The sequence below is a fragment of the Xanthomonas campestris pv. badrii genome (assembly GCF_012848175.1).
In the GTDB taxonomy this organism is placed as follows: domain Bacteria; phylum Pseudomonadota; class Gammaproteobacteria; order Xanthomonadales; family Xanthomonadaceae; genus Xanthomonas; species Xanthomonas campestris_C.
In genome coordinates this window covers 2309359-2325379 of the sequence record NZ_CP051651.1, presented here as the reverse complement: position 1 = coordinate 2325379, position 16021 = coordinate 2309359, and the positions used below count along the sequence as shown (strand labels likewise).

Sequence of the window (16021 nt, the reverse complement as noted above, 5' to 3'; positions counted from 1 at the left end):
CTGGCGGCAAGGAATCGTCCTGCCGTGCGGCCGGGTTTTCCACAATCGCTGTGGAGTCACGCCTCACTAACCTGTGGATAGAAGTTGCCAGCCCTACTGGCGCAAGGTTCGGCAGGGTGGTGGCGAAAAAATCGCCAGTATGAAATGGGTTGTCCACACCCGATGTGGATCGAATCCGGCAAAGCCTGTGGGTAAGTACCGCCGCGCCTTCTGTCACAAGGCATGGCGGGTTGCTGGTGAAATTTTCACCAGTGGCCGGAATCGCTCCAGCGCCTGTGCCGCTGCGATGGATGTGCGAGGGGTCTGGGCATGCGGATGGCCGTGCAACCGGGTGAGCTCAGCACCAGCGCATGGCGCGCAACGCGACACTCACCGTTGCAGTGACGCAAGCGCAGGCAACCGAGCGCATTGCGCGCTCCGCACTGCACGCAGAGTAGTTTCGGTATCAACGCAGGCTGGGGCCGGCGTCAGCTGGCTGCATTCAGTGCAATCGATCGACGCCACTTGCAGTCGATGCCGCATCACGGCATCGACCAAGCAGCGTAAGAACCGGTATCAGCTCGCGCCATCGTTCAACTGGATGCGTCCGCGCAACGAATTGCTCATCGCCTCGGTGATCAGTACATCGACGAACTGGCCGATCAGCCGCGGATTGCCCGGGAAATTCACCGGGCGCATGTTCTCGCTCTTGCCGGTCAGCTCGTTCGGGTCGCGCCGCGACGGACCTTCCACCAGCACGCGCTGCACGCTGCCGACCATGGATTGCGAAATGCCGGCCGCATGCGCGTTGATCTGCGCCTGCAATCTTGCCAGGCGTGCCTGCTTGACCGCCTCGGGGGTATCGTCGTGCAGATCCGCGGCCGGGGTGCCGGGGCGGCGCGAATACACGAACGAAAAGCTCTGGTCGAAGCCCACATCCTCGATCAGCTTCATGGTCTTTTCGAAGTCCGCCTCGGTCTCGCCGGGGAAGCCGACGATGAAGTCCGAGCTGATCGAGATATCCGGGCGCACCGCGCGCAACTTGCGGATCTTGGATTTGAATTCCAGCGCGGTGTAGCCGCGCTTCATCGCCGACAGGATACGGTCGCTGCCAGCCTGCACCGGCAGGTGCAGATAGTTGGCCAGCTGCGGCACGTCGCGATACGCATCCACCAGCGAGTCGGAAAACTCCAGCGGATGCGAGGTGGTGAAGCGGATGCGGCCGATGCCCTCGATCTGCGCGATGGTGCGGATCAGCAGACCCAGATCGGCGTACTGCACCGCCTCGCCCGCATCGGCGCCGTACGCGCCGCGATACGCATTGACGTTCTGGCCCAGCAGGTTGATCTCGCGCACGCCTTGCGCCGCGAGCTGCGCCACTTCCACCAGTACGTCCTCGAACGGCCGGCTGACTTCTTCGCCGCGGGTGTAGGGCACCACGCAGAACGAGCAGTATTTGGAGCAGCCTTCCATGATCGACACGAAGGCCGACGGCCCCTCCGCGCGCGGCTCGGGCAGGCGGTCGAACTTCTCGATCTCCGGGAAGCTGATGTCCACCTGCGACTTGCCCGACTCGCGGCGGGCGCGGATCAGCTCGGGCAGCCGGTGCAGGGTCTGCGGGCCGAACACCAGGTCCACGTAGGGTGCGCGCTTGACGATCGCTTCGCCTTCCTGCGAGGCCACGCAACCACCCACGCCGATGATCACCGGCTTGCCGCCGGCTTTCAGCGCCTTCCAGCGCCCCAGCTGGCTGAACACCTTCTCCTGCGCCTTTTCGCGGATGGAGCAGGTGTTGACCAGCACCACGTCGGCGTCTTCGGGGTTGTCGGTCAGCTCCAGGCCCTCGGAGGCGGCGAGCACGTCGGCCATCTTGGCCGAGTCGTACTCGTTCATCTGGCAACCGTGGGTCTTGATGTACAGCTTGCCGCGCACCACGGCAGGCGCTGCCGGGCGGGCGACCGGCAACGGCACGAGGGCGGGAGCGTCCACGGCGGTGGCCGTGGACAGGTCGGAAACGGATGTCCCGGGCATGGCGCTTATTCCAGGCGGGTGGTGAACGAAGCCGCGCAGTTTACCCGCTTGTGCCGGCAGCGTCCGCACCGGCGGGGTGGTCGACCGCCCCGGCACGCGCCACCGCCGGGCGCGCGGCCATCCGGGCGATGTAGGCACGGGTCGGTGCTGGCGGGTCGACCAGGCCGAACTCCACCATCCACCCGAGTGCGCCGCCCCACAGCACGTCGGCCGCACTACAGCGTGCACCCAGCAGGTAGTCGCCCTTGGCCAGCTGCGCATCGACCACTGCCAGTACAGTGGCGGCGTCGGCATAGGGCGAAAGCGAGCGCGGTGGCGCCTCGCGCTTGAGCGCCAAGTCGATGATCGCCGGCTCGAAGGCCGAGCCGTAGAACGCCAGCCAGCGCAGGTAGGCGCCCCGGTCGGTCTCGCCCGGCGCCGGCGACAGGCCGGCTTCCGGATACAGCTCGGCCAGATACTGGTAGATGGCTCCCTGCTCGGTGACCACGCAGCTGCCATGGACGACGGTAGGGATCTTGCCCATCGGATTGAGTGCCAGGAACGCCGGCGTGCGCTGCTGCTCCCGTTCCAGGTCGATGTGCTGCAGGCTGTAATTGGCGCCCAGTTCTTCCAGCAGCACCAGCACGCCGCGCGAGCGTGAGCGGGGATTGTGGAACAGGGTGATGTGGCGGTCGTCTGACATTGCGATCTCCTCGGGCGGCGCGTGGGGTGGTGGATCAGTGATGGCTGGTATGACGATGCTACGGAGTGCTTGCGGACAGTTTCTGTCCGCAATACCGTTTGGTCATGGCCTCCACCGCTGCCCGTCTGTTGCGACTTCTCTCCCTGCTGCAAGGTGGGCGGAGCTGGTCGGGCGCGACCCTGGCCGCGCGTCTGGAGGTGCACCCGCGCAGCCTGCGCCGCGACATCGATCGCCTGCGCACGCTGGGCTACCCGGTGCATGCGGCGCCGGGCAGCGGCGGCGGATACCGGCTGGGGCAGGGCGCGGCCACCTTGCCGCTGTTGTTCGAGGAAGAGGAAGCGTTGACCGTGGCGATCGCCCTGCGCGCGGCCACGCCGGCCATCCGTGGCATGGACGCGGCCGCCACCCGCGTACTGGCCAAGCTCGACCCGCTGCTGCCGCGGCGCAGTGGCCAGCGTGCCAGTGCCGCGCACGCCGCCATGGCCAGCATGCCGCTGGGCGAAGCCGACACCCTGGTGGACGCGGCGGTACTGGCGCAACTGGCCGGCGCATGCCGCGACCGCACCACCCTGCGGCTGCACTACCGGCGCCACTCCGGCGAGGCCATCATCCGCTGTGTCGAGCCGGCGCTGCTGGTCAACTACGGGCGGCGCTGGTACCTGCTGGCCTGGGACTGCGAACGCCAGGCCTGGCGGACACTGCGCGCGGACCGCATCGATCAGGCAGTGCCAACCGGTGCGCAGTTCGCCGCGCGCGCGCTGCCCGAGGAACCGCTCCAGCTGCTGCGCAAGGCCATCGGCGAGGCACCGTTTCCGTGCCGTGTGCGGGTCCGCCTGCCCGGATCGCTGGAAACGCTGGCCGCGCAGATCCCGCCGTGGCTGGGTGCACTGGAAGCCGACGGGGCAGGGCATTGCTGGCTGGGACTGGGCGCCCCGAGCATGCCGATGTTGGTGGCCAACCTGCTGGTGCTGGAGATTCCATTCGAGGCGATCACCCCGCCCGGGATGCGCACGCCGCTGCTCGCTGCCCTGGACAGTTTGCGGGCGCAACTGGACCGGCCGTCGGCCTGAGTGGCGCGGCCTCTTGGCAAGCCCCGGGCAAGCTGGGACACTCCGCCGCATGAAGGGGATGTCAAGATTGCTGGGGCTGTTGCTCGTCACGTTGTCGGCTGCGCCGGCCAGCGCCGGCACGCTGTACAAGTGTGTCAGCGGCGACGGCATCACCAGCTATCTGAGCAAGCGCCAGAGCGGGGCCACCTGCAGCGTCATCAGCAGCTACACGCCCGATCGGTCGGTCCGGCGAGCGCATGCCACGCCCGTGGGCCCGGCGCCGGCGCTGTCGCAGGCAGCGGCGCGCCCGGTCGCCAACATCGACAGTGGCGCGCCTGCCACCATCATCAGCCAGCCCCGGCGCACGGCCGAGACCGCTGCGCCGTCGCTGCCGCGCACGTTACCGGCTGCCGACAGCGCCAACTCCATCGTGCCTGCCGCTGCGCCGGTGGCGGTCAACCCGCGCCGGGTGGTCAGCGGGCAGGTCTACTCCTATATGAAGGACGGCGTGCGCCATTACACCAGCGCTCGCCCACGTCAGGTCGCCAGCATCGAGGGCCTGCGCACCATCCACTACAGTTTCATCGAGACCTGCTACGCCTGCGGTGCCCAGCCGGGCGTCAACTTCGGTGCGATCCGGCTCAACACGGCTGCCTACCAGCAGGAGATCGCCTCGGCGGCGCGCGAGTTCGGCGTGGAAGAAGCGATCGTGCGCGCCATCATCCATGCCGAGTCCGCCTATAACCCGCTGGCGCTCAGCCGCGCCGGCGCGCAGGGGCTGATGCAGTTGATGCCGGGAACCGCACGGCGCTTCGGGGTCAGCGATGCCTATGATGCATCGCAAAATATTCGCGGCGGCGTGCAATATCTGTCGTGGTTGCTGAAGCGGTTCAATGGCGACCTGACCCTGGCCGCGGCCGGCTACAACGCCGGCGAAGGTGCGGTGGATCGCTACGGCGGCGTGCCGCCGTACAGCGAAACCCAGCGCTACGTGCAGCGCGTCGGCCTGCTGGCCGGGCGCTATCGCGGGCAGACCGCCACCGCCAACTGAGCATGCGACTGCGCGCCCATTGCGCGTTGCAGACAGGCGTGCCGTGATCGTTCCCTAATGTTGCGATGGCGCGCCGCGCGATCGCCGCTGCGGCATGCGCGGAGGCGATGCAGCGCCGCGTCATGTCCGCTGTCGCAACGCGCCGGCGCCGCGCACTGCGTCACAGCCATGCAGGTACGTTTCCGGCCGCGCATGCATCACCAACAGCGACCTCGCACAGCGGCCATTGCATCGCATGGCTCGGACTGCGTACATTGCATTGTCTGTGCATTAAGCGTTCCGCTACACTGCGGTCGATTCATCGCGGCTGGACCCCCCGCCAGCCGTTGGCAGCCTCACGCTACCTAATCAAGATCGGAGAGCCGGATGGCCAACGATGGGGTTAACGCACCCGCCGATACCGGGCGTCGTCGGTTCTTGACCGCGACAACGGCCGTGGTCGGTGCGGTCGGAGCAGGATTTGTTGCAGTTCCGTTCGTGAAGTCGTGGAATCCCAGTGCACGGGCCAAGCTGGCCGGCGCACCGGTGACCGCCGACATCAGCGCCTTGCAGGAAGGACAACGCCTGGTCCTGGAATGGCGCGGTCAGCCCATCTGGATCGTCAAGCGCTCCAAGGCGGTGCTCGATGCCTTGCCCTCCCTGGACGATCGGCTCAAGGACCCCAAGTCCGAGAACAAGGATCAGCAGCCCGAGTACGTGCTGAAGAACCCCGAGTACCGCTCGATCAAATCCGATATCTCGGTACTGGTCGGGCTGTGCACGCATCTGGGTTGCTCGCCGGAAATGGTGGCCGAGATCCGTCCCGAGCCCTACGACCCGCAGTGGAAGGGCGGCTATTTCTGCCCCTGCCACAAGTCGCGCTTCGACATGTCCGGCCGCGTCTTCGATGGCGTGCCCGCACCGATCAACCTGCTGGTGCCCCCACACCATTATGTCGACGACAACACCCTGGTGATCGGCGTCGATCCGGACGCTGCCGGCAAGTCGGCCAACAGCACGGGGGCTGCGTGATGAGCAATATCCTGGTCCGTTCCGCCAACGGTGTGTTCGAGTGGGTCAACGAACGTGCGCCCGGGCTGATGCCCATGTACCGCAAGCACATCAGCGAGTACTACGCGCCGAAGAACTTCAACCTCTGGTACTACTTCGGCTCGCTGGCCATCGTGGTGCTGGTCAACCAGATCGTCACCGGCATCTTCCTGACGATGCACTACAAGACCAGCGCCGCCGATGCATTCGCCTCGATCGAATACATCATGCGCGACGTGGAGTGGGGCTGGCTGATCCGCTACATGCACAGCACCGGCGCCTCGCTGTTCTTCATCGTGGTGTACCTGCACATGTTCCGCGGCCTGATGTACGGCAGCTACCAGAAGCCGCGCGAGCTGGTGTGGATCCTGGGCATGCTGATCTACCTGGTGCTCATGGCCGAAGCCTTCATGGGCTATGTGCTGCCCTGGGGGCAGATGTCGTTCTGGGGCGCGAAGGTCATCATCTCGCTGTTCGGCGCCATTCCGGTGATCGGCAACGGCTTGACCGAGTGGATCATGGGCGACTACCTGCCCGGCGATGCCACGCTCAACCGCTTCTTCGCGCTGCATGTGATCGCGCTGCCGCTGGTGCTGTTGCTGCTGATCGTGCTGCACATCGGCGCGCTGCACGAAGTGGGCTCTAACAACCCTGATGGCGTGGACATCAAGAAGGGCCCCAAGGGCAATCGCTGGGATGCGCACAAGCCGGCCGACGGCATTCCGTTCCATCCGTATTACACGGTCAAGGATCTGGTCGGCGTCGGCTTCCTGTTGCTGATCGCGGCCTTCATCATCTTCTTCGCGCCGGCCTTCGGTGGCCTGTTCCTGGAGCATGACAACTTCACCGAGGCCAACCGCTTGGTGACGCCCGAGCACATCAAGCCGGTGTGGTACTACACGCCGTACTACGCCATGTTGCGCGTGGTGCCCAACAAGCTCGGTGGCGTGCTGGTGATGTTCTCGGCGATCGCCATCCTGTTCCTGGTGCCGTGGCTGGATCGCGCCAAGGTGCGCTCGGTGCGTTACCGCGGCTGGATCTCGAAGGCGGCGTTGGGCGTGCTGGTAGTGTGCTTCGTGTGGCTGGGCGTGATCGGTTCCGGCCCCGGCACCGACGCGCACGAGACCTACGTCGGGCGGGTGTTGACCTTCCTGTACTTCGCCTTCTTCATCACCATGCCGGTGTGGACACGGCTGGACAAGACCAAGCCGGTGCCGGAGCGGGTGACCACCCATGACTAATCCCAACGTGACGTCATGGAAGTCGCGCGTGGCCGCATTGCTGTGTGGCCTGACCCTGGCCGCAGGAGCAATCGCGGCCGAAGGTGGAAAGGTGCAGCAGGCCGGTAACGACCTGGGCGACCGCGCATCGCTGCAACGCGGCGCGCAGTTGTTCATGAACTATTGCTCCGGCTGCCATTCGCTCAAATACCTGCGCTATTCGCGCATGGCCAGCGATCTGGGTCTGAGCGAAGCGGAGGTCATGAGCAACCTCAACTTCACCGGCGCCAAGGTCGGCGAGCATATCGAGGGCACCATGCCGCACGATGCGGCCGCCAAGTGGTTCGGCAAGGCGCCGCCGGACCTGACCTTGATCGCACGCGTGCGCGGTACCGACTGGGTCTACACCTATCTCAAGTCGTTCTATCTGGACCAGACCCGACCGCTGGGCTGGAACAACCAGCTGTTCCCGAACGCGTCGATGCCCAACCCGCTGTGGGAGTTGCAAGGCCTGCAACAAGCGCAGTTCGGCCCGGTCGACAAGGCTACCGGCGACAAGCCTGTGGAGGCGTTGAAGCTGGGGCAGCCGGGGCGTCAGACGCCGGTGGAGTTTGACCAGACCGTGCGCGATATCGCCAACTTTCTCGAGTATGCGGGCGAGCCGGCTGCGCTGAAGCGGCAAAGCATGGGCGTGTGGGTGGTGCTGTTCCTGGCGCTGCTCACCTTCATTGCCTACCTGCTGAAGAAGGAATACTGGAAGGACGTGCATTGAACGGACCGCACGCGCATCGATCCGGCAGTAAGACCAGTCAGCAAAGCCAGGCAGCCCCTCTCCCGGCGGGAGAGGGGTTGGGGTGAGGGTACGGCGCGCACGTGGAGCATGGTGCTCGCAAACAAGCGCACTCTGCCGAACGGTCGCCAGCATCCCTCGAGATGCTGCGCGAAACACGCCATTGAACACAGCACACGATTGCGCAGCCTCAGGCGCCAAGTCGCGCTTGACAGCGCACGCAGCCCCTTCACCAGGCCTGGGTCCGCGCTCATCGTGCGTGCAGCCGTTGCAGTCGTTGCAGCCCGAACCGTCGACCAGCCATCGCAGTAGCCGATCCGGCCCCGCATTAATACGCTAGCTGGCACGGCGTACGTCCTGATCGCGCCGTGCAAGGGTCAGACAGCATCGATGCAAGGCACGCCGACGTCGATGCCCATCTAGCTGCCAGCCTCCGTGGACACTGGGCGAGGCGCACGTCACCGACGCCGGGTCGATCCGTCAGGCCATGCTCTCCATCCCTGACTGACCCGCAACATCACCTGCTGCCCAGGTGTCAATGCGCCCTATCACTCTTGGCTTTTGCGTGACGTGATTGCACACTCGATAGACCGTGGTGATGGTCGGCGTTGGGCCGGCCGCGCCGATGCGGCCGGCGGATTCCGGTCGTCGGAGAGCCTTGAATGGCGACGAGTGTGCGTATGCGCAATACCTTGACCTTGTTTTCGTCCAACGATGACGTGTTGTGCCACCGGGTCCGTCTGGTCCTGGCGGCGAAAGGGGTGACCTACGACCTGGTGCCGGTCGACCCGCAGAATCCCCCCGAAGATCTGATCGATCTCAATCCCTATCACTCGGTGCCGACCCTGGTCGAGCGCGACCTGGTGCTGTACGCCGCATCGGTGGTCAGCGAATACCTGGACGAGCGCTACCCGCATCCGCCGTTGATGCCGGTCGACCCGCTCTCGCGTGCGCGCCTGCGTCTGGCGATGCTGCGCATCGAGCACGACTGGGTGCCGCAGGTGCAGGCGATCCAGCTCGGCAACAAGACCCAGGCCGAAGCCGGCCGCAAGCGCCTGAAGGAACTGCTCACCGCATCGGTGCCGCTGTTCAAGGCCAGCAAGTTCTTCCTCAACCCGGAAATGAGTCTGGCCGATTGCGCAATGGCGCCGATCATCTGGCGACTGGACGCATTGGAAATCAGCCTGCCCAAGGACGGCAAGGCGATCGAGGACTACGGCAACCGGATCTTCCGCAACCCTGGCTTCATCCGCAGCCTCACCGAGCAGGAAAAGAAGCTGCGCGACCTGCCGGGCTGATGCGACGGCTGTATGCCAACAGACCGTGTTGCGAGCGCTTGGCCGCCGCTGCGGGCCGTGTCCGGGTAAAATGACGTCATGAGCGAAGATTTCCCCCGCATGACCAGCCATCGCCCGTACCTGCTGCGGGCCTTGGTCGAATGGATCAACGACAACGGCATGACGCCGCACGTCCTGGTGGACGCAGGGCTGCCTGGCGTGCAGGTGCCCGCCAGCGCCGTCAAGGATGGACGTGTTGTCTTGAATATCGCCGAGCGCGCCGTGGTCGGGCTGCAGGTCGATAACGAAGGCGTCAGCTTCACCGCGCGCTTCGGTGGCGTGAGCCACCCGGTGATGGTGCCGATGGCCGCCGTGCTGGCGGTGTATGCGCGCGAGACCGGGCAGGGCATGGCATTGCCGGACGACATCCCCGGCACCAGCAGCGAGCCGCCGGATCCCGGCGCGCCGCCGCCAAGTGCGCCGACCCCCGACGAGCCGCCCAGTGGCGGCAAGCGTCCGCATCTGCGCGTGGTCAAGTAGCTCGGCCGACATGCGCGACGGGAGCGTTCCAATACAAGTGGAGCGCACCCGGCATGTCGATTGCAGTGAGCCCGATGCGTCCGGCGCATACGACTATTACTACGAGTACGACCTCTATCGCTTCAGCGACGGTGCGGCCTGCCTGATCGCGCGCAGCTATACCGATACGCCCGATGAAGCGCACTTTCTCAGTCTCGACGTTGGCGGGAAATCGCGCCTGCTGAAGGCTGCCGATCTTGCGCGGCCAATGTGCGTGTTTGCGCAACTGCATCTGCGCGGTGAAGGCAAGCGGGAACTGCACTGGCTGAGCGGCAGGGGCAATGGCTATGAGCCAGTGCCCGAGGAGTTGACGGCTGGCAAGTGAACAAGCGGGACGTGCGGTGCCCATCAGGCACGGGATCGTCTCGCTGCGGCCATCTCGCTGCGGCCATGAAGGACGAGCACCGGCAGCGAACCCGGCACGTGCTGGCATGCTCGTCAGATCCGACCGCTCGATGACAGTGACGCGCGTTGCTGCAACGCTTCAGCAGCGTCCAGCGTGTGCGGTCGTGCTCCCAAGCGCTACAGCGTGCGTCGCCTCATTCCAGGCGTCCCTGCTCGGGGTGCAACGCCCGCACGCTGGCCACCTGTGGGCCGGTGAAGGCGATCAGTTGATCGCCGCGCAGCACCAGCTTGCCGCTGTGGCGATCCACGCCGTCGTAGGAATAGTCGAAGCGGAAGGTCCGCTCGAACCCCAGCCAGCCGGTGGGCATGCGGCACAGGCGGATGCCGGTGGAGTGCACGCTTTGATCCAGCCACTGCACATCGGCGGCACGACAGGCATTGCGGCCCAGCACCTCGGCGCGTTCGGCGGCGGCACGCGAGGAGTTCCAGAACGCGACGATCGCCGCGCCAACGATCATGAAGACGATGAGACTAGGCATGGCGCCAATGTGCCATGGCCGTGCTTGCTCGACAATCGCAAGGCCGTGGCTCTCTACTGATCGACGCAGCGATGTCGGGAGTTCGGCGTCGAAGGCTCCGTCGCGTGAGCAACACCACGCGCGTCGTTGGGGAGCAGGGCCTCGCTTTCATGACGCAGCTTTCTCGAGGTTGCCTGGGGAGCGAGGGAAGGGAGCGAGGGCAACAGACGCCCGTGAATCCGTTCACCACCGCTGCAGATGCCGGCTTGCATCCGCGCCGCAGCGGCGCCACCTCACAGGAACGTCCCGCATTGAATGTAAATTCCGCGCTGACCCCATTCGGCTTACCGGGTCATCTGCGACTGGTATCGCCCATGCATCCTGTTCTGCAGCAATTTCATCCTGTGGTCGCCGGCTGGTTCGCGCAGACCTTTGCTGCGCCCACGCCGGCGCAGAGTGCGGCGTGGCCGGCGATCCAGGCCGGGCGGCACACGCTGGTGGCCGCGCCCACCGGATCGGGCAAGACCTTGACTGCGTTCTTCGCCGCCATCGATGGCCTGATCCGCGACGGCCTGGACCATGGTGGCGCGCTGCCGGACCAAACCCGTGTGGTCTATGTCTCGCCGCTGAAGGCCTTATCCAACGATATTCATCTCAATCTGGAGGCGCCATTGCAGGGCATCCGCGCGGCGTTGGCTGCCAACGGGCTGCCGGACGTGGCGGTGCGCACGGCGGTGCGTACCGGCGATACGCCGCAGCGCGAGCGCGCACAGGCGCGGCGGGTGCCGCCGCATATCCTGGTCACCACGCCGGAATCCCTGTACGTGCTGCTGGGGTCGGCGTCCGGGCGCGATGCGCTGCGGCATGTGCGTACCGTCATCGTCGACGAGATCCATGCGGTGGCCGCCGACAAGCGCGGCAGCCATCTGAGCCTGACGCTGGAGCGGCTGCAGCGCCTGGCCGAGCGGCCGATCGTGCGGGTGGGGCTGTCGGCCACGCAGAAGCCGATCGAGACGGTGGCGCAATTCCTGGTCGGCGTGGGCGAGGACGGCGTGGCGCCACAGTGCGAGATCGTGGACATCGGCTATGCGCGGGCGCGCGACCTGGCGTTGGCCTTGCCGCCCACGCCGCTGAGCGTGGTGATGTCCAACGATCAATGGCTGCAGGTCTATGCCGAGGTGGCCGCGCTGGCGCAGCAGCATCGCACCACGCTGGTGTTCGTCAATACGCGGCGCATGGCCGAACGTGCCGCGCGGCATCTGGGCGAGTTGCTCGGCAAGCAGCGGGTGGCCGCGCACCATGGCAGCCTGTCGCGGCAGACGCGCCTGCTGGCCGAGCAGCGGCTCAAGGCCGGCGAGCTCACCGTGCTGGTGGCTACTGCCTCGCTGGAGCTGGGGCTGGATATCGGCGATGTCGATCTGGTGTGCCAGCTCGGTTCGCCGCGCTCGATCGCCACCTTCCTGCAACGCGCCGGACGCTCAGGACACAAGGTCGGCGGCACGCCCAAGGCGCGCCTGTTTCCGCAGACCCGCGACGAACTGGTCGAATGCGCCGCGCTGCTGGACAGCGTGCGCCGAGGCGAACTGGATACCCTGCGCATTCCGCTGGCGCCGCTGGACGTGCTGGCCCAGCAGATCGTGGCCGAAGCGGCTCGCGAGGACTGGGACGAAGATGCGTTGTTTGCGCTGGTACGCCGGGCATGGCCGTTCGCGCAGCTGAGCCGCGCCAGCTTCGACAGCGTGGTGCGCATGTTGTGCGATGGCTTCAGTACCCGGCTTGGCCCGCGCGCAGGCTATCTGCATCGCGATGCGGTACATCGCCGGCTGCATGCGCGGCGCGGTGCGCGCATGACCGCGCTCACCTCAGGCGGCACCATTCCGGAAACCGGCGACTACAGCGTGGTGCTGGAGCCGCAGGCCGACAAGATCGGCACGGTGAATGAGGATTTCGCGGTGGAGAGCCTCACCGGCGATGTGTTCCAGCTCGGCAATGCCAGCTACCGCATCCTGCGCGTGGAGGCCGGGCGCGTACGCGTGGAGGACGCCAGGGGCGCGCCGCCGAACATTCCGTTCTGGCTGGGCGAGGCACCCGGGCGCAGCGATGAGCTGTCGGTGGCCGTGTCGCGTCTGCGTGGCGAGATCGCGGCCCGGCTGGACACGAGGCCGCATCCGGCCGCGCGCGCCTGGGTGTGCGATGAACTGGGCATGGCGCCGGAAGCGGCGCAGCAGGTGGTGGACTACCTGGCGCAGGCCTGCACGGCGCTGGGCGCCATGCCGACCCGCCAGTGCCTGGTGATGGAGCGTTTCTTCGACGCCAGCGGCGGCACCCAGCTGGTACTCCATTCGCCCTATGGCAGCCGTATCAATCGTGCATGGGGCCTGGCGCTGCGCAAACGATTCTGCCGCACCTTCAACTTCGAACTGCAGGCTGCCGCCACCGAAGATGCCATCGTGTTGTCGCTATCCACCAGCCACAGTTTCGCGCTGGAGGAGGTGGGCCGCTACCTGCATTCGTCGTCTGCCGAGCATGTGCTGATCCAGGCATTGCTGGATGCGCCACTGTTCGGTGTGCGCTGGCGCTGGAATGCCACCAATGCGATGGCGCTGCCGCGTTTCACCGGCGGTAGCAAGGTGGCGCCGCAGCTGCAGCGCATGAAGTCCGAGGACCTGCTGGCCACGGTGTTCCCGGACCAGGTGGCGTGCGCGGAGAACCTGGTCGGCGAGCGCGCCGTGCCGGACCACCCGCTGGTGGCGCAGACACTGGAGGACTGCCTGCACCAGGCCATGGACAGCGAAGGCTGGCTGCAGGTGTTGCGTGGTCTGGAATCCGGTGCGATCACGCTGCTGGCACGCGACCTGGCGGCGCCATCGCCGTTGGCGGCCGAAGCCTTGAACGCACGCCCGTACGCGTTTCTGGACGATGCGCCGCTGGAAGAGCGCCGCACCCAGGCCGTGCAGGGCCGCCGCTACACGCCACAGGGCAGCGACGATCTGGGGCAACTGGATCCGCAGGCGATCGCAGCGGTACGCGAAGAGGCCTGGCCGCAACCGCGCGATGCCGACGAAATGCACGAGGCGCTGGTGGGCCTGGGCGTGCTGCCGGTCGAAGAAGCCACCGAGGCAGCGTGGCAGGCCTGGCTGGCGGCGCTGGTCGCCGATGGCCGTGCCAGTTGCCTGACGATCGACGCTGCGCCTGCGCTGTGGGTGAGCGCCGAGCGCATCGCCTGGTTCATGCCGTTGTACCCGGATGCAGCGGCGCAACCGCCGTTGCAGGCGCCGCTCGACTGTCAGGTGGCCGACTGGCAGCGCGATTGGGCGGTGCGCGAGCTGTTGCGTGGGCGCCTGTCGGCAGTCGGCCCGGCGCAGGTGCCGGCGCTGGCGCGCGCGCTGCGCCTGCCCGAGACCGACGTTGCACTGGCGTTGGCGGCACTGCAGCGCGAAGGCTATGTCATGGCCGGGCATTTCAGCGCGCAGGCAGCGGCGCAAGAGTGGTGCGAACGGCATCTGCTTGCGCGCATCCATCGCTACACCCTGGGGCGGCTGCGGCGCGAGATCGAGCCGGTGTCGCAGCGCGACTACGCGCGTTTCCTGTTCGAATGGCAGCACCTGGACAGCGCCGGCCGGGTTGCCGGCCCCGATGCGCTGGCCGGCGTGGTGGGGCAGCTGGAAGGCTTCGAAGCACCGGCGGTGCTCTGGGAAACCGAATTGCTGCCGGCACGCGTGCGCGACTACCAGCCGGCGTGGCTGGATGAACTGTGCACCGCCGGGCGTACCGTGTGGGCGCGGCTGCGCCCCGGTGGCGGCCGCAGCGGCGCCGCGTTGCGGTCAACCCCGATCGTGCTGCTACCGCGACGGCAGGCGCAGCGCTGGAGTGGCCTGGCGCGTACCGCCGATGAAGAACCGCTGGGTTCGCGCGCGCAGCGCGTGGCAGAGGTATTGCAGCAGCAGGGCGCGCTGTTCTTCGATGAGATTGCCGATACTGCGCGTCTGATGGGTACCGAACTGGAAGATGCACTGAGCGAACTGGTCGTGCGTGGCCGCGTGCACTGCGACAGCTATGCCGGGCTGCGCGCGCTGCTGGTACCGGCGTCCAAGCGGCCATCGGCGTTGTCGCGCCAACGCCGCCGCGCCAGCGCGTTGGGCATTCGCGATGCCGGCCGCTGGGCGCCGGTGCGTGCGTTGCCGGAGCTGCCACTGGCGGAGGCCGGCGAGCGCCACCAGGACATGCTGGAACACGTGGCCCGCACGCTGCTGCGCCGCTATGGCGTGGTGTGCTGGCGGCTGTTGGAACGCGAAGCCGCATGGCTGCCGCCGTGGCGCGAGTTGCTGCGCATGTATCAACGCCTGGAAGCGCGCGGCGAGATCCGGGGTGGCCGTTTCATCTCCGGTCTGTCTGGCGAGCAGTTCGCGCTGCCGGAGGCGATTGCCGCCTTGCGCCGCGTGCGCGCACAGGCGCCGCAACACCAATGGGTCTGCGTCAGCGCAAGCGACCCGGCCAACCTGCTCGGCAGTCTGCTGCCCGGCGAGCGGGTCGCGCGGGTGCCGGGCAATCGGGTGGCGTACCTGGACGGCATGCCGATGGCGGTATGGGTGGCCGAGCGCTTCGCGCCGTTGCAGGAGCTCGACGCCGCGCAGGGCGCGCAGGCGCTGAAGGTGCTGCAGCATGGGCCCGGCGCCGCCGAACCGACACCGCTGGAGCAGTGGTTGGCTCAGCCGCCCGGTGGCGTGGCGCGCGCACCGGTCGCCCGCGCAGGCGGCCGCGACAGATAGCGGCTATCGGGCACCACCCAGCGCCACGGTGCCTCGATTGCCTTGCGGATGCCGATCCGTGGCGTTGCCAGCGGCGCAGCCGGTGGCGGCAGGCCGTCGTCTTCGATCCATAGCCGCGCTGTGGCATCGGTCAGGTCCAGTCCGTTATCGGCCGCGCTCACGCCAAACGCCTGCGCCAGCCTGCCGGGTCCGGTGGTCAGCACCTGGATGGGCACGCCGCCACGCGCCGCCTGCATGGTGTCCAGGCCGTCCACTGGCTCCAGTGCGCGGATCAGGACCGCGTGCCCGGGCGCGCCGCCGCAGACGGCGTTGATCGCCCAATGCATGCCGTAGATGAAATACACATACAGGTGACCGGCGGCGCCGAACATCACCTGGGTACGCGGCGTCATGCCCCGGAACGAATGCGCCGCCGGATCCTCGCTGCCGCAATAGGCTTCCACTTCGGTGATCCGGCCCCTGCGTCCATCGACACTGACCAGCACCTTGTTGAGCAGGCGCGGGGCCACCTCGCGCGCATCGTGGTCGTAGAACTGGCGGGGCAGGGGCGTGATCGGCATGCCGCAAGCCTAGCCAGGCGCTCGTGATGTCCCTGCGCCCCGTCCTGGACGGGCCATCGCAGGGGTAGGGGTTTTCCGAATCGGGGCCTGCAGGAGCGTCTGCCCTGTCACAAAAGCGCATATCCGTCTGGATGAATAGCCG

Annotated in this window: 13 protein-coding genes; 9 read left to right on the top strand and 4 right to left on the bottom strand. The window is 67.0% G+C overall.

Annotated features, from left to right (window positions below; genetic code table 11):
• Nucleotides 1-555: 555 nt before the first annotated feature.
• A complete protein-coding gene (gene miaB / locus HG421_RS09860; RefSeq protein WP_169706237.1) occupies nt 556-2010 on the bottom strand; it encodes a tRNA (N6-isopentenyl adenosine(37)-C2)-methylthiotransferase MiaB in 1455 nt (484 codons plus the stop codon).
• A gap of 40 nt (nt 2011-2050) precedes the next feature.
• Nucleotides 2051-2692: a glutathione S-transferase family protein gene (locus tag HG421_RS09855; protein ID WP_169706236.1), complete on the bottom strand. Its 642-nt coding sequence runs from the start codon at nt 2690-2692 to the stop codon at nt 2051-2053.
• Nucleotides 2693-2796: 104 nt separating this feature from the next.
• Here HG421_RS09855 and HG421_RS09850 point away from each other — a divergent pair, with 104 nt between their 5' ends.
• From HG421_RS09850 to HG421_RS09815, 8 genes are all read left to right on the top strand, one after another.
• Nucleotides 2797-3762, top strand: coding sequence for a helix-turn-helix transcriptional regulator (locus tag HG421_RS09850; RefSeq protein WP_169706235.1), 966 nt, complete (start codon nt 2797-2799; stop codon nt 3760-3762).
• Between the two features lie 49 nt (nt 3763-3811).
• Nucleotides 3812-4792 (top strand): lytic transglycosylase domain-containing protein, encoded by a 981-nt coding sequence (locus HG421_RS09845; RefSeq protein ID WP_169706234.1) that lies wholly within the window; start codon nt 3812-3814, stop codon nt 4790-4792.
• Nucleotides 4793-5158: 366 nt separating this feature from the next.
• On the top strand, nt 5159-5803 hold the full coding sequence (gene petA / locus HG421_RS09840) for a ubiquinol-cytochrome c reductase iron-sulfur subunit (protein ID WP_169706233.1): 645 nt from the start codon (nt 5159-5161) through the stop codon (nt 5801-5803).
• The gene (locus HG421_RS09835) at nt 5803-7062 is read left to right on the top strand and encodes a cytochrome b (protein ID WP_169706232.1); all 1260 of its coding nucleotides are present in this window, start codon (nt 5803-5805) and stop codon (nt 7060-7062) included. The genes petA and HG421_RS09835 overlap by 1 nt, the downstream gene beginning before the upstream one ends.
• On the top strand, nt 7055-7813 hold the full coding sequence (locus HG421_RS09830) for a cytochrome c1 (RefSeq protein ID WP_169706231.1): 759 nt from the start codon (nt 7055-7057) through the stop codon (nt 7811-7813). The genes HG421_RS09835 and HG421_RS09830 overlap by 8 nt, the downstream gene beginning before the upstream one ends.
• A 680-nt stretch (nt 7814-8493) precedes the next feature.
• Complete coding sequence (locus HG421_RS09825) at nt 8494-9129, top strand: glutathione S-transferase N-terminal domain-containing protein (protein WP_064510627.1); 636 nt, start codon at nt 8494-8496, stop codon at nt 9127-9129.
• 78 nt (nt 9130-9207) lie between these two features.
• Complete coding sequence (locus HG421_RS09820) at nt 9208-9648, top strand: ClpXP protease specificity-enhancing factor (RefSeq protein ID WP_169706230.1); 441 nt, start codon at nt 9208-9210, stop codon at nt 9646-9648.
• A gap of 31 nt (nt 9649-9679) precedes the next feature.
• Nucleotides 9680-10012, top strand: coding sequence for a hypothetical protein (locus HG421_RS09815; protein ID WP_169708149.1), 333 nt, complete (start codon nt 9680-9682; stop codon nt 10010-10012).
• A 214-nt stretch (nt 10013-10226) separates the two neighbouring features.
• Here the strand turns inward: HG421_RS09815 and HG421_RS09810 are convergent, their stop codons facing one another.
• Nucleotides 10227-10571: a DUF3301 domain-containing protein gene (locus HG421_RS09810; protein ID WP_169706229.1), complete on the bottom strand. Its 345-nt coding sequence runs from the start codon at nt 10569-10571 to the stop codon at nt 10227-10229.
• Between the two features lie 353 nt (nt 10572-10924).
• Between HG421_RS09810 and HG421_RS09805 the strand changes: the two genes are divergently transcribed.
• Complete coding sequence (locus HG421_RS09805) at nt 10925-15319, top strand: DEAD/DEAH box helicase (RefSeq protein ID WP_169706228.1); 4395 nt, start codon at nt 10925-10927, stop codon at nt 15317-15319.
• Here HG421_RS09805 and HG421_RS09800 read toward each other — a convergent pair.
• Nucleotides 15259-15879, bottom strand: a complete 621-nt coding sequence (locus HG421_RS09800) for a DNA-3-methyladenine glycosylase (protein WP_169706227.1) — start codon at nt 15877-15879, stop codon at nt 15259-15261. The two genes, HG421_RS09805 and HG421_RS09800, sit on opposite strands and share 61 nt — an antisense overlap.
• Nucleotides 15880-16021: the final 142 nt, after the last annotated feature.